Raw genomic sequence first — 13842 nt, forward strand, 5'->3', positions numbered from 1 at the left:
GCCGAAACAGGGCGAATCATGCGACTCGAAAGCCCAGGGGGTCAGCCGGCGGTCAGCACCTCGCGGCCGACCGCGGTGTCGGTGAGACGCCAGTCGGTCTCCTTGACCGTGTGGAAGAAGTTCACGAACGAGGCGCCGGCATCCTCGGCGCGGGCGATCAGCATGCGCGACCAGCCCTCCTGCGTGATCCAGTCGTCGGCGGTCGCCTCGTACGGCGGGTTCTCGGGCCACTGGAACACCCACGTGCCCCACGCACCGTAGCCGGGGCCGCCGGGCTGGAAGTCCGCCGGAGTGTCGGGGGCGGATGCCGTCTCGGCGACGCCCCACGGCTTGCCTCCCGCCAGCGCCTTCAGCCGCGGCACGGGTCCGTTCGCCGACGTGAACCCGAAGACGTCGTCGGGGCTCTGCCATCCGGCCTGCGTCTGGGCCGTGTACCCCCAGTTGAAGCCGTCGAGCGCCAGCGCGTCGACGTAGGCCACCCCGGGGAAGTAGTCCTCGAACGGGTACGGTCCGGCTCCGTAGTTGAGCGGGTTCCACATCATCACGATGTCCGGCGCCACGGCCTGCTTCAGCGCGTACACGTGGCGCCACATGGCGATGTACTCGGCGGGGGTCGTGGCGCCCGGCGCCGTTCCGCTCGACCACGGACGGCTCGAATCGTTCATCTCCGGAGCGAAGCGCACGATGATCTCGGCATCCGCAGTGCGCTCCTGTGCCGCCGTGAGCCACGAGGTGAGGTAGGTGTCGTATGTCCCGGCGGCCACGAGCCGAGGGGCGAACTCCGGCTGCTGGTCGGCCGGACGGCTCCAGTCCCACGGCTCCCAGGCGATCAGCAGCGCGGAGCCGCGGGCGCTCGCGGCGTCGGCGTCGTCGTCGGGGAACGACGGCGACTGCACGAAGTCGACGTAGGTCGACAGCATCGCATTCGTCGTGCCGAAGGCCTGCTCCTCCGACGCCATGGTGGTGAGATCGTGGGACGCCCAACCGAGGATCGTCGTCTGGTCGGCATCGCGGATGCTGACGCGGGGGACGGACGTCGCGCTTGGGACGGATGCCGTGCCGGTGCCGGCCCCGGATGAGACCTCGGTGGCGGATGCCGCGGCGGCGGCCCCGGTCAGGGCGGCGGCAACGGCAGCGGCGAGACCAGCTGCGAGCAGGGCACGAGAAAGGCGCGGTCGCGCGACCATGGGGGAACCTCCGGGAGACGCCGCCGTAGGGGAGTCGGGCAGCGCGAAGCTCAGTATGCGCGAGCGCTCGCCGGTCACGGTAGAGACCTTCGGCCACACTTCGGCGGACACTCAGCTTCGAGCGACAGAATGCTCGGAGAGTGAAATGTACAAACGTACATGTACACGCGTACCGCCATGTGCGGGGGTACCGGGGACGTCAGGGGGCGGAGTTGAGCGACGTGCAGCGGCGCAGACGCGACCCCGAGGCCCGACGCCGCGAGATCGTGGCCGCGGCGGCGGAGCTCATCGTCGAGATCGGCGTCGACGCCCTCACCCACCGCAAGGTCGCGTCGCGCGCCGGCGTGCCCCTCGGTGCGACGACGCAGTATTTCGACACCCTCGACGACCTGAGGGAAGCGGGCGTCCGGGCCCTCGCCGACGAGATCGAGGAGCGCATCGCGGTCACGCGCCGCGCCGTGGTCGACGGCGGCGTGACGCCCGAGGTCCTCGCGCGCCTCATCCATGAGGGCCTCGACGACGCGCGAGCCGTGCAGGCCGACCGCGCCGTCGTCACCGCGGCCGTGCACGACCCGCGCGTGCGCGAGCTCGCCCGGTTCTGGTCCGACGAAGTCGTCGGCTTCATCGCTCCCGTTCACGGAACGGACCGTGCCAGGGCGGCTGCCGTCTTCATCGACGGCGTACTCTGGCACGCCCAGATCCACGACGAGCCGCTCGAGGAACGCCTCATCCACGACGCCCTCGCCGGCATCCTCGCCCCGCCCACCGCACCCGCCGACTCCGCCCCATCCGCCGACTCCGCCCCGTTCGCAGCATCCGCCCCATCCGCCGACTCCGCCCCGTCCGCAGCATCCGACTAACCGAGAGAACCGCCTTGTCGAAACTCGCCGTCCTCAGCCTCAAGAACCGCGCTCTCATCGCCCTCATCACGATCGTCGCCGCCGTGTTCGGCGGCATCGCTCTGACGAACCTCAAGCAGGAGCTCATCCCGTCGCTCGAGCTGCCGGCACTCGTCGTGATGTCGACCTACCCCGGAGCCTCGCCCGAGGTCGTCGAGAACGACGTGTCGACGCCGATCGAGACGGCGATCCAGGGAGTGCCAGGACTCGAGTCGACCACGGCCACCAGCACGACGAACGCGTCGATCGTGCAGGCGACATTCACCTACGGCACGAACCTCGCCACGGCCGAGCAGAAGATGCAGCAGGCGATCAACCGCATCTCCTCGTCACTCCCCGAAGACGTCTCGCCCCAGGTGCTGTCGGTGTCGATCGACGACTTCCCCGTCATCCAGGTCGCCGTCACCGGGTTCGACGACGCCGAGAACGCGCAGGCGGAGCTCGAGAGCGTCGCCATCCCGAAGCTGGAGGACGTCGACGGCGTCAACGCCGCGGAGATCATCGGCGGCGTCGGGCAGCGCATCACCATCACTCCGGATGCCGCGAAGCTCGCGCTCGCCGGACAGAGCAGCCAGGCCATCAGCTCGGCGCTGCAGCAGAACGGCACGCTGTTCCCCGGCGGAGACATCACCGAGGGAGACCAGACCCTCACGGTGCAGACGGGCGCCAAGATCACCTCGGTCGACGAGATCGCCGCGCTCCCGCTCGTCGGAACCGGCCTCACGATCGGCGATGTCGCCTCCGTCGTGCAGGAGCCCGACCCGAAGACGTCGATCTCGCGCGTCGACGGCAAGGATGCCCTGTCGATCTCGATCACCAAGCTGCCCGCCGCCAACACGGTCGACGTGTCGCACGGCGTGATCGCGGCGCTCGACGAGATCGAGGAGGCCTTCCCCGACGCGACCTTCACGATCGTGTTCGACCAGGCGCCGTTCATCGTGCAGTCGATCGAGACGCTCGCAACCGAAGGTCTGCTCGGACTCGCGTTCGCCGTGATCGTGATCCTCGTGTTCCTGCTGTCGATCCGCTCGACCCTCGTCACCGCGATCTCGATCCCGACCAGCGTGCTCATCACGTTCATCGGGCTGCAGGCGTTCGGCTACTCGCTGAACATCCTCACCCTCGGCGCGCTGACGATCGCGATCGGCCGCGTGGTCGACGACTCCATCGTCGTCATCGAGAACATCAAGCGGCACTACGTGGGAGACGCCGACAAGGGCGACGCGATCCGACTGGCCGTGCGCGAGGTCGCCGCGGCCGTCACGGCATCCACCATCACCACGGTCGCCGTGTTCCTGCCGATCGTCTTCGTCGGCGACATGGTCGGCGAGCTGTTCCGGCCGTTCGCGATGACGGTCACCATCGCGATGGTGGCGTCGCTGCTCGTCGCGCTCACGATCGTCCCGGTGCTCGCCTACTGGTTCCTCAAGCCCGGCAAGCCGCTGCTCGACGCCGACGGGCGCGCCATCGACCCCGAGCATCCGGATGCTCCGCCGACGCCGCTGCAGCGTGGCTACCGGCCGATCCTCGGCTGGACGCTCAAGCACTCGGGCGTCACCGTAGCGCTCGCCGTCGTCGTCCTCGGCGCGACCCTGGCCGCGGCACCGCTGATGAAGGTGAACTTCCTCAGTGATTCCGGCCAGAACACCATGACCGTGACGCAGGACCTCGGCCCCACCGCGAGCCTCGAGGCCAAATCGGATGCCGCGCGCGCGGTGGAGAAGGCGCTCCTCGACATCGACGGCATCCGGCACGTGCAGGCGTCCATCGGTTCGAGCGGCTCAGCGCTGCGCGACGCGTTCTCCGGCGGAGCCGGCGTCACCTACTCGGTGCTCACCGACGGAGACGCCGACCAGGAGAAGCTGCGCGCCGACGTGCAGAAGGCGATCGACGGGCTCGACGACGTCGGCGAGGTCTCGGTCGCGGCATCCGCGGGGCTCGGGTCGAGCGACATCGAGGTGTCGGTCACGGCGTCGAACTCGAGCGATCTCGAGAAGGCGACGTCGGCGGTCGTCGACGAGCTGAAGGGCCGAGAGGGCGTCGGCCAGGTCACCGACAACCTCGCAGCAGCCCTCCCGTACCTCGCCGTCGTCGTCGACCGCAGCGCGGCAGCGCAGCACGGACTGTCCGAGGTCGCCGTCGGCTCGATCGTGTCGAACACGATGCGTCCGCAGCAGGCGGGATCGGTCGAGATCGACGACACCGCGCTCACGGTGTACATCGCCGCGCCGGAGCCTCCGACCACCGCGCAGGCGCTGCGCGAGCTCGCCATCCCGACCCCGACCGGCATCGTGCAGCTGCAGGACCTCGCGACGGTCGAGGAGCGCAACGGCCCCACTTCCATCACCACCGAGAAGGGCAAGCGCACCGCGACCGTCACCGTGCCACCGGCATCCGACAACCTCGCTGTGGCGACGGCATCCGTGTCCGCTGCGCTCGCCGCCGTCGATCTGCCGGCCGGGGCCGCGGCCACGGTGGGCGGGGTCGCCTCGCAGCAGGCCGACTCGTTCTCGCAGCTCGGCCTGGCGATGCTCGCCGCCATCCTCATCGTCTACGTGGTGATGGTCGCGACCTTCAAGTCGCTGCGGCAGCCGCTGCTGCTGCTCGTGTCGGTGCCGTTCGCCGCGACCGGCGCGATCCTGCTGCAGATCGTCACCGGGGTGCCGCTGGGCGTCGCCTCGCTGATCGGTGTGCTGATGCTCATCGGAATCGTGGTGACGAACGCCATCGTGCTCGTCGACCTCGTGAACCAGTATCGTGAGAAGGGGCTGTCGACCGCCGAGGCCGTCATGGCGGGAGGGGAGAAGCGTCTGCGGCCGATCCTCATGACGGCGCTCGCGACGATCTTCGCGCTCACCCCGATGGCGCTCGGGATCACCGGCCACGGCGGGGTCATCTCGCAGCCGCTCGCGATCGTCGTGATCGGCGGGCTCGTGTCGTCGACCGTGCTCACCCTCATCGTGCTGCCGACCCTGTACAACCTCGTCGAGGGGGCGAAAGAGCGGCGCCGTGCGCGCAAGGGCGTCGGACCCGACGCCGGGGCCGACGGTGGCCGGGCCGCGGATTCTGGGCCGGAGCTGCCCGGAGGCGGTGCCGACGCGGTCGGTGCGGATGCTGACGGCGGTGGTGCCGACGTCGGCGTCGCCGGTGGCCTGCCGCACGCTCCGCAGCTCACGCGTAGGGAGCTGCGCAAGCGCTCGGCCGGCTGAGGCAGCGGCGCTCGGCCGGCTGAGGCAGCGGCGCGCTTTCCGCGCGTCGCGCGGCCGGTCAGGAGAGGGTGATGCCCCAGTGCAGGATCCAGGTCTCACCGGGGTCGAGCCGGCGGATGCCAGCCCCGCTGTTCAGGGCGTCGGCCGGTGCGGTCATGGGCTCGATCGCGAGGGCGAGGGAGTGCCCCGGGTATGCGGTGGTCGTGAACACCTGCACGAAGTCGAAGCCCGGTCCCTGCCACAGCGTCAGCGTCCGTCCATCGGGCGCGGTGAGCGTGTGGCGCACGCGTCCGTCGTCGTCGCGGGTGAGATCGGTGAAGCCCGTGTCGAACGTGACATCCCCCAGGCGGACGCCGTCACGCAGGGCCGGGTCGGCCGGACGGGTGCCCGTCGGCAGCATCCGCTCGTCGACGTCGATCGCTGTCGCTGCGGGGACCCGCAGGACGAGGTCGTGCGGATCGACGTCGCCGATCGTCACGAAGGGATGCGTGCCGACGGCGACGGGGGCGGCGGTTCTCGACCGGTTCGTGATCGTATGGGTGACCTCGATGCCGTCGTCGCCGAGGTCGTACGAGACGCTGGTGTCGAGCAGATAGGGGTAGCCCGTCTGCGGATAGACGGCGGCGCGCAGCACGGCCGCGTCGTCGGTCTGCTGGATCTCGTAGGGCGTGAACCGCAGGAGGCCGTGGCTGGCGTTGCCGAACTTCGGCTCGGTGATGGCCAGCTGGCGCGTGGTGTCGCCGTCGGTCCATCGTCCGTCGCGCACGCGGTTCGGCCAGGGCACGAGCACCACGCCCGAGCACGACGGCGTCGGCTGGTCGAGGGGGTAGCGCGCGATGAGGTCGACGTCGCCGATCCGCAGCGCGCGGAGCGAGGCGCCGACCTGCGCGATCTGAGCGGTGACCTGCCCGCGGCGGAGCTGAACCTGAGTGCCGGTGGGGGATGCGGTGTTCACCCCGCAATCGTACGGCGCGACGCCCGCGCGGGTCAGCGGATGCCGTCGCCGGGTGCTCTCCCAGCATGGGCCGGTAGACTCGTTCGGTCGGCTTCGGACACCCGCGCAGGTCGCGGACGTTTTTCAGTGTGTGAAGTGTGAGTCCAGGGGCCGATGGTGAGCGTCGATCGACGCGAATCAACCATCACATGAATGGCCCCGGCCGCTGACAGTCCGGACCCGCGCGCAGGCGCTGGGTGCTCGCGCGTGCGCGTGGCGCTGTTCTCGTGCGAGAACTCAGAAGGACACACGATGCCCAAGAACAAGAAGCCCCGCGGCGGACGCCCCGCAGCGAACTTCGAGCCGCGCTACGGCGCGAAGAAGACCTCCTTCCACGACCGGCACCACGGCGCCGGCGCGCGTCCGTCGCGCGACGGCGGCCGTGACGAGCGCGGCGGACGGACGGATGCCGCAGACCGCCGCACCGCGTCGGCCGGCTACGACCGTCGGCCGGGCAGCCGGAGCCCCGGCCACCGCGGGTACCGGCCCGAGCCGGAGTCGGGTGCGCCGAAGCGCCGCTGGACCGAGCCGGAGTCGGGTGCGCCGAAGCGCCGCTGGACCGAGCAGGAGCGAGCGGGTCGCGGCGAGGCGCGCAACATCCGCAACCGCGCGGAGTCGGGCCGCCGTGAAGCCCCGCACCGCCGCGACGACCAGGGGCGCGCCGACGAGCGGCCCCGGTACGGCGAGCGCCCCGCTGCCGGACGACGCTTCGACGACCGCGGGGGTCGCGGCGAGCGTGGCTTCGGCGAGCGCCCGGCATCCGATCGTCCGCGTTTCGCGCGCGACGACCGTCCGCGTCGTGACGACCGCACCTTCGGCGGACGCCCGCAGCGCGGTGGCCGCGACGAGCGCGGCGGGCAGCAGTTCGACCGTCCCCGTTACGCCGACCGTGCGGCATCCGGCCGTGGCGACCGTCGCGAGGCCCGCCCGAGCCGTGACAACTGGAACGGCACTCCTGCGTTCGCGCCGACCGGCGACGTCGTGCACGAGCGGCTCGAGGCCCAGGCCGTGCAGGCCGTCGAGGTCGAGAATGTGACCTTCGCCGACCTCGGTCTCGGCTCCAACATCACCGAGACGCTGAAGAACATGGGCGCCGAGACGCCGTTCCCGATCCAGGCGGCCAGCATCCCTGCGGTGCTCGAGGGGCGCGACGTGCTGGCGCGTGGACGTACCGGCTCGGGAAAGACCATCGCGTTCGGCGCTCCGCTCGTCGAGAGCGTGCTGAAGTCCCAGGCGGGCAAGCGTCGCGAGTTCGGGCGGTCGCCGCGGGCGATCATCCTGGCGCCGACGCGTGAGCTCGCGCTGCAGATCGACCGCACGATCCAGCCGATCGCCCGCAGCGTCGGACTGTTCACCACGCAGATCTACGGCGGCGTCCCGCAGGGGCGCCAGGTCGGTGCGCTGAAGAAGGGCGTCGACATCGTCATCGGCACGCCCGGCCGCATCGAGGATCTCGTGAACCAGGGCAAGCTCGACCTCTCCGACACCCGCATCGCGGTGCTCGACGAGGCCGACCACATGTGCGAGCTCGGGTTCGTCGAGCCGGTGCAGCGCATCCTCCGCCGCACGGCCGACGGGAGCCAGAAGCTGCTGTTCTCGGCGACGCTCGACCGTGAGGTGGCTGCGCTCGTCGACGAGTTCCTCGTGGACCCCGCGGTGTACGAGGTCGCCGGCGAGACGCAGGAGACGAGCACGATCGAGCACCGGGTGCTCGTGATCGAGCACCGTGACAAGGCCGAGATCCTCACGTCGCTGGTGGATCGCGAGGGCAAGACGCTCGTGTTCGCGCGCACCCGTGCGTATGCCGAGATGCTCGCCGAGCAGTTCGACGACGCCGGCATCCCCGCTGTGTCGCTGCACGGCGACCTCAACCAGGCCAAGCGCACGCGCAACCTGCAGCGCCTGACCTCGGGTCGCGTCGACGTGCTGGTCGCGACGGATGTCGCAGCCCGCGGCATCCATGTCGATGACATCGATCTGGTGGTGCAGGCGGATGCTCCGGACGAGTACAAGACGTACCTGCACCGTGCCGGGCGCACCGGTCGTGCCGGGCGTGCGGGGCGCGTGGTGACGTTGATCACGCGGCAGCGTCAGCGGCGCATGGGCGAGCTGCTCGACCGCGCCGAGATCGATGCGCCGTTCGAGGTCGCACGCCCTGGCGATGACGTGATCGAGGAGATCGCGGGCCGGATGCCGTCCGCCGCCGACCTCACCTCCTGACCCGGCCCCGGCCCCGGCTGACGCCACCTCGCTCAGGTATGAGTTGTGGTCGGAAATCAGGCGATTCTCCGACCACAACTCATACCTGAGCGGAGGGTGCGCGACGGCACGGACGTCGGCACGGGGCGGACGCCGGTGCGAGCACGGACGCCGGTGCGAGCACGGACGTCGGCGGGGGACGGGCGCGCGGGCGCGGGAACGGAGACGGGCCCGGGGAACGGACGCAGGCGACGGAGGCGGGCCCTGCGGGGCGCGTCAGAACAGGGTCGGCTGTGCGAGTGACGTCGAGCCGGGTGTCGCGGAGGGCGTCGCCGGACGGATGCCACGCACGGGGTAGTCGTCTTCGTGGCGTCCGTCGAGACCGTGCAGCCGGATGAGCGGACGCACGCGCCGGGCGAGCCACTGCCTGTACGCCTTCGGCGCCTCGACGGTCACGCCAGGATAGAGGCCGCGGTACGACGACACGAGGTCGGGACGTGCCCCGGCGAGCCAGTTCATGAACCACGGCTTCACGCCAGGGCGGAGGTGCAGTGCGCCGTAGATCACGCGTGACGCTCCGGCGTCTTTGATGCGGGCGAGGGCGCTGGTGATCGCCTCGACGGAGTCGGTCATGTGCGGAAGGATCGGCATGAGGAAAACGGTGACGGGGAAGCCTGCATCCGCCAGCGCCCGCACAGTGTCGAGGCGAGCCTGAGTAGTGGGTGCGCCCGGTTCGATGGCCTTCTGCAGCTCGTCGTCGTACATGGCGATCGACATCTGCACGTCGACGGAGACGCGGTGCGCCGCCTTCACGAGCAGCGGGATGTCCCGTCGGATGAGCGTGCCCTTGGTGAGGATGGACAGGGGCGTGCCGGATGCCGCAAGCGCCTCGATGATGCCCGGCATGAGCTTGTAGCGGCCTTCAGCGCGCTGATACGGATCGGTGTTGGTGCCGAGCGCGACGGTCTCGTGCTCCCAGCTGCCGCGACGGAGCTCCCTCTGCAGCACCTCGACGACGTTCACCTTCACGACGATCTGCGAGTCGAAGTCGGCCCCTCCGTCGAGGTCGAGGTACTCGTGCGTTCCGCGCGCGAAACAGTACACGCAGGCGTGGCTGCAACCGCGGTAGGGGTTGATGGTCCACCCGAAGGGCATGCGGGAGGCGCCGGGCACCTTGTTCAATGCGGACTTCGACAGCACCTCGTGGAAGGTCATGCCGGCGAACTCCGGCGTGGTCACGGTGCGCAGCACGCCGCGGCGGTCTTCGAGCCCGGGCAGCGCAGCGTCGTCGACGTCACCGAGCTTCTGACCTTGCCACCGCATGCGTCCATTCGAACATAGAGACGACGATCAGTCAATCGGATGCTCGGCGATATGTTCGAATTGTATCCCGGAGGGCACCGGGCGTTAAGCGACAATGGACCCATGAACCTCGCGCGGCAGCCCCAGCATGCCCCGCCGCGCTCGCCGTTGCGCGGCCCGGCACTGCCGATCGGCCTCGCCGTGACGGCGATCGGCGTGCTGATGTCGCTCGTGAGCCTGCCGAGCGCACCCGCCGATGCCCGTGTCCCGCCCGAACCCCGCGTCGTGCAGGCCGTGCCGCCGGTCGACGTGGCTGCGACCACGGCGGCCGATCCCTGTGCAGAGCAGGTCGTGCGCGATGCGATCGCGGCAGCCGACGATGCGGCGACGATCGCGGCGTTCGGCGGCGCCGAGAGCTTCCGTGCGGCCGTGGCCGCCGGCAACGCGCCCTGCATCGCCCTCGACGACCCCTCGCACGTGTGGGTCGTCGTGAACAAGGCGCGACCGCTGAACCCCGTCGACTTCGCACCGCAGTCGCTCGCGCCCGCCCCGGTCCGGGTCACGACGGGTTCCGGGCAGGCCCGCGCCGATGTCGCGGCGGCCCTCGGGGCGATGGCGGCAGCGGCAGCCGCCGACGGTGTGGGGCAGATCGGCGCGAACAACGGGTACCGCTCGTACGACCTGCAAGTGCGCACGTATGCCGGCCACGTCCGGTCGGAGGGGCAGGCGAACGCGGATGCGGCATCCGCCCGTGCGGGGCACAGCGAGCATCAGACGGGGCTCGCTCTCGACCTCGTCGCCTGCGCGCCCTGCGGTGGGATCGACGCGTTCGGTGCGACAGCTCAGGGCGCCTGGGTCGCCGAGCACGCCTGGGAGTACGGATTCATCGTGAGATATGAAGCCGGAGCCACGGGCGTGACCGGCTACAAGCCCGAGCCATGGCACGTCCGCTACATCGGGCCGGAGCTCGCGGCCGCCTACCATCACGGCGGATTCCACACGCTCGAGGAGTTCTTCGGTCTTCCCGCGGCGCCCGACTATCTGCACTGAGCCCGCCGTTGAGGCATCCGACAAACCGCGAGACCGAGTGTCACGCATTGTGGGATGCATTCTCACAATGCTCTGTCGGATCCGCGTGATTCCCGCTTAGAATCGCCGGAGCAACGCCGCAACACGTTCAGGAGGACGCCATGGAACGCGACATCTACGACGAGGATCACGAGGCATTCCGCGACCTCGTCAAGGACTTCGTGAAGCGCCACGTGACCAACGACGCGATCGAGAAGTGGAACGCCGACGGAGAGGTCGACCGCGCCACCATGCTCGCCGCCGGTGAGGCCGGCATCATCGGCCTCTCGGTTCCCGAGGAGTTCGGCGGGGCGGGGATGCTGCAGGACTACCGCTTCCGCGCCATCGTGAACGAAGAGGTCATCGCGGCGGGCGCCGGCTCGCTCGCCGGAGCCTTCGGCATCCAAGACGACCTCGCCGTGCCGTACCTCGTGCACATGGGCACGCAGGAGCAGAAGGAGAAGTGGCTGCCCCGCATGGCGACGGGCGAGGTCATCGGGGCTCTCGCCATGACGGAGCCGGGGGCCGGAAGCGACCTGCGGGGGATCAAGACCACGGCGAAGAAGGTCGACGGCGGCTACCTCGTCAACGGGGCGAAGACGTTCATCTCGTCGGGTGCGACGGCCGACCTCGTCGTCACCTTCGTCAAGACCGGGGAGGGGAACCGCCCCGACGCGTTCAGCCTCGTGCTCATCGAGAACGGCATGGAGGGCTTCGACCACGGCAAGAAGCTGCACAAGATGGGCTTCCACGGCCACGACACCGCCGAGCTCTCGTTCAGCGACGTGTTCGTGCCCGAGGAGAACCTCATCGGCGGCAAGGAGGGCATGGGGTTCATCCAGCTCATGATGAACCTGCCGCTCGAGCGCCTCTCGATCGGCGTCGCCGGTGCCGCCGCCGCGCAGGCTGCGCTGGACTGGACCGTCGCCTATACGAAGGACCGCGAGGCCTTCGGCGAGCGGATCATCGACTTCCAGAACACGCGTTTCAAGATCGCCGACATGGCGGCGACGGTCGACGCGCTGTGGGCGTACATCGACCGTGCCCTGCTCGCCTACAAAGACGGCAAGCTCTCGGCCGAAGAGGCCGCGAAGGTCAAGTTCTGGGCGACCGAACGCGAGTGGGAGGTGCTCGACATCGGCGTGCAGCTGCACGGCGGCTACGGGTACATCACCGAGTACCCGATCGCCAGGGCGTTCCTCGACGCGCGTGTGCACCGCATCTACGGCGGCACGAACGAGATCATGCGCGACATCGTGAGCCGCCAGATCGCCGGCAAGCGCTGACGTCTCCTGAGGAAGGCCCCGGATGCCGGCATCCGGGGCCTTCGTCGTGTCCGCACGCGCACTCCCGCGTCGGGCTCCGCGCTCGGCCCGCCCGCTCCGCCACGAGGGCGACTGTGCACGAGGGCGACTCCGCGCGAGGGCGGCTGCGCGCGAGAGTGAAGCGAGGGTGAAATCCTCCCACCGGGCTCCCAGGTTCGCCTAGGAATGGTTCCGGACTGCATCAGTCCGACCGTGTGGGAGGGGAACTCATGAAACGGTTGCGGATGCCGTGGAGAACACGCGCAGCCGGCGGCCGGGCTCTGCTCGGGTCATCGCGGTGGAGGATGGGCGCAGGTGTCACGACCGTCGTGTCGGCGCTGCTCCTGTCGCTGCTCCCGGCGACGGCCGCGGCCACGGCCGTACTCAGGCGGTGATCGGACAGCTGGTCTCCGTGCTGCGCGCATCCGGCCAGCGCCTCGCTCTGCGGCTCATCCCGGATGCCGACCTGCGGGCGCTCCTCGCCACCCTGCGGCGTGAGGGAGCCGACGACGTCGCAGATTCGATCACAGGCCCTTCCGTCATCGAATCAGGCGACCGGCCAGCGCTCACACCGCGGGAACTGGCCGTGCTGCGAGCGCTCGCACGCTCGGGCTCGGTGAACGACATCGCCGCCGAGCTCTATGTCTCGGCCAACACGGTGAAGTCCCAGCTGCGCAGCGTGTATCGCAAGCTGGGCGCGCGCAACCGTGACGAGGCGCTCGCCGCGGCCATCCATCGGCACCTCATCCCGAGCTCCCGGGAGTGACCGCGCGCGGGGCGCGAACTCCGTGCTCCGGCTCAGGCCGCCTTCTCGCCGGCGGCCTCACGTGCGGTCTTCGACGCCGGTGAGGCGGCACCGAGCTTCCAGTACCCGCAGAAGCTCACCGCGCCCTTGTCGACGCCGCGCTCGCCTACCAGGTGCTTGCGCGCTCCTGACGCGAGTGACTGCTCGCCCGCCGCGTAGGCGTGGAACGGATGCCGGGGGAGGGCGCTCTCGCGCAGGGCGCCGAGGGCGAGCGTGCCGGGAGTCGTGCTGTGCGGTCGCACGAGCCAGCGCACCTCGACGCCGTCGGGATGCGGGAAGTCGAGCGCGTCGTCGGCGGAAGGCACCTCGAGCAGAGCGATGCCCTCGGCCTCCGCGGGCAGCGACGCGCAGATCGAGGAGATCGCCGGCAGGGCCGTCTCATCGCCGACGAGCAGCACGCGGTCGGTGCCCCGCTCGGGGTTGAAGGTCAGGCCCTCGTCGATGATGAGCACGTGCTCCCCTGGTCGGCAGGTCTCGGCCCATCGCGACGCGGGACCGGCGGTGCCGTCGGCGGCCGAGCCGTGCAGCACGAAGTCGACGTCGATCTCGGCTCCGGCATCCGCGCTGGCGGGGCGGTGGGCGCGGACGCTGTAGTTGCGCATGACCGGCCGTTCGCCGTCGGGGATGCGAAGGAACTTGAGATAGCCGAAAATCTTGTTCGCCTTCGCGGGCACCCGATCGAGTCCGGCCTCGCCGCCGATCGGCAGGAACAACCGGAACCACTGGTCGAAGCCCATCGGGCGGAAGCGCTCGATGTCGCCGCCGCCGAGCGTGACGCGCACCCAGTGCGGAGCCAGGCGTTCCGACCGGAGCACGGTGAGGTGGAGGAGCTCGGACGAGAGCGGCTTGACCAGCTTGCTGTATGCCATCGGTGT

Annotated in this window: 10 protein-coding genes; 6 read left to right on the forward strand and 4 right to left on the reverse strand. The window is 70.1% G+C overall.

Annotated features, from left to right (window positions below; all coding sequences use genetic code 11):
• Positions 1–41: 41 nt before the first annotated feature.
• Entirely contained in the window at positions 42–1187 is a 1146-nt protein-coding gene (locus AB663_RS05915; RefSeq protein WP_067196667.1) for a hypothetical protein, read from the reverse strand.
• A 221-nt stretch (positions 1188–1408) separates the two neighbouring features.
• Between AB663_RS05915 and AB663_RS05920 the strand changes: the two genes are divergently transcribed.
• Positions 1409–2047: a TetR/AcrR family transcriptional regulator gene (locus tag AB663_RS05920; RefSeq protein ID WP_232304679.1), complete on the forward strand. Its 639-nt coding sequence runs from the start codon at positions 1409–1411 to the stop codon at positions 2045–2047.
• 14 nt (positions 2048–2061) lie between these two features.
• Positions 2062–5295: an efflux RND transporter permease subunit gene (locus AB663_RS05925; RefSeq protein WP_067196670.1), complete on the forward strand. Its 3234-nt coding sequence runs from the start codon at positions 2062–2064 to the stop codon at positions 5293–5295.
• Positions 5296–5353: 58 nt separating this feature from the next.
• On the opposite strand, the gene AB663_RS05930 is transcribed toward AB663_RS05925, so the two are convergent.
• Positions 5354–6250: an aldose 1-epimerase family protein gene (locus tag AB663_RS05930; RefSeq protein WP_067196673.1), complete on the reverse strand. Its 897-nt coding sequence runs from the start codon at positions 6248–6250 to the stop codon at positions 5354–5356.
• A 291-nt stretch (positions 6251–6541) separates the two neighbouring features.
• Between AB663_RS05930 and AB663_RS05935 the strand changes: the two genes are divergently transcribed.
• Positions 6542–8509, forward strand: coding sequence for a DEAD/DEAH box helicase (locus AB663_RS05935; RefSeq protein WP_067196675.1), 1968 nt, complete (start codon positions 6542–6544; stop codon positions 8507–8509).
• A gap of 255 nt (positions 8510–8764) precedes the next feature.
• Here the strand turns inward: AB663_RS05935 and AB663_RS05940 are convergent, their stop codons facing one another.
• Complete coding sequence (locus AB663_RS05940) at positions 8765–9811, reverse strand: Rv2578c family radical SAM protein (protein WP_067196677.1); 1047 nt, start codon at positions 9809–9811, stop codon at positions 8765–8767.
• A 102-nt stretch (positions 9812–9913) separates the two neighbouring features.
• Here AB663_RS05940 and AB663_RS05945 point away from each other — a divergent pair, with 102 nt between their 5' ends.
• The 3 genes from AB663_RS05945 (at position 9914) to AB663_RS05955 (ending at position 12928) form a co-directional block, all read left to right on the forward strand.
• On the forward strand, positions 9914–10840 hold the full coding sequence (locus tag AB663_RS05945; RefSeq protein ID WP_067196679.1) for a M15 family metallopeptidase: 927 nt from the start codon (positions 9914–9916) through the stop codon (positions 10838–10840).
• 140 nt (positions 10841–10980) lie between these two features.
• Complete coding sequence (locus AB663_RS05950) at positions 10981–12144, forward strand: acyl-CoA dehydrogenase family protein (RefSeq protein ID WP_067196681.1); 1164 nt, start codon at positions 10981–10983, stop codon at positions 12142–12144.
• Positions 12145–12553: 409 nt separating this feature from the next.
• Entirely contained in the window at positions 12554–12928 is a 375-nt protein-coding gene (locus tag AB663_RS05955) for a helix-turn-helix transcriptional regulator (RefSeq protein WP_067196684.1), read from the forward strand.
• Between the two features lie 32 nt (positions 12929–12960).
• Here the strand turns inward: AB663_RS05955 and AB663_RS05960 are convergent, their stop codons facing one another.
• Positions 12961–13836 carry a siderophore-interacting protein gene (locus AB663_RS05960; RefSeq protein ID WP_067196686.1) on the reverse strand — a complete coding sequence of 292 codons (876 nt, stop codon included), beginning with the start codon at positions 13834–13836 and terminating at the stop codon, positions 12961–12963.
• Between the last annotated feature and the right edge of the window lie 6 nt (positions 13837–13842).

Source organism: Microbacterium sp. XT11 (assembly GCF_001513675.1).
Taxonomy (GTDB): Bacteria; Actinomycetota; Actinomycetes; order Actinomycetales; family Microbacteriaceae; genus Microbacterium.